Below are 380 nucleotides of genomic sequence, written 5' to 3' on the forward strand. Positions count from 1 at the left end.
CTGGACGCTGCCCACGTCCAGCACCAGGTGCTCCGGCCGCAGGTGGGGCCGCAGCGCCAGCAGCACCTCCCGCACCTGGGGCACCGGCACCGCCACCACCACCAGCTCCGCCCCCTCGAGCAGCTCCGGCACCGACCCGGCCCGCAGCCCTTCCGGGAGCGCGGCCCCCGGGTCCATCGCCCGGTAGCCCAGGTCCGCCGCTTCGAGCAGCGCTCCCAGCGCACGTCCAAAACGTCCGTATCCCACCAGGGCGATTCTCGGCATCCTGTAAGTTTACATGAATAGCGGCAAAGTGCGGCATGCCCCTGGAGTGCCTGGGGGTGGGGGAAACACGACCGCCGGGCCCCTCTGGAGGAGGAGCCAGGCGGCGGGTGCTGCCC

Annotated in this window: 1 protein-coding gene; it reads right to left on the reverse strand. The window is 72.4% G+C overall.

Features of this window, described 5'->3' with window-relative positions; translation table 11 throughout:
* Positions 1 to 246: prephenate dehydrogenase/arogenate dehydrogenase family protein (locus D7V93_RS44320; RefSeq protein WP_244237874.1), on the reverse strand; the 246-nt coding region annotated here is incomplete at its 3' end.
* Between the last annotated feature and the right edge of the window lie 134 nt (positions 247 to 380).

Origin of the sequence: Corallococcus llansteffanensis, assembly GCF_003612055.1 — a bacterium.
Classification (GTDB): Bacteria; Myxococcota; Myxococcia; order Myxococcales; family Myxococcaceae; genus Corallococcus; species Corallococcus llansteffanensis.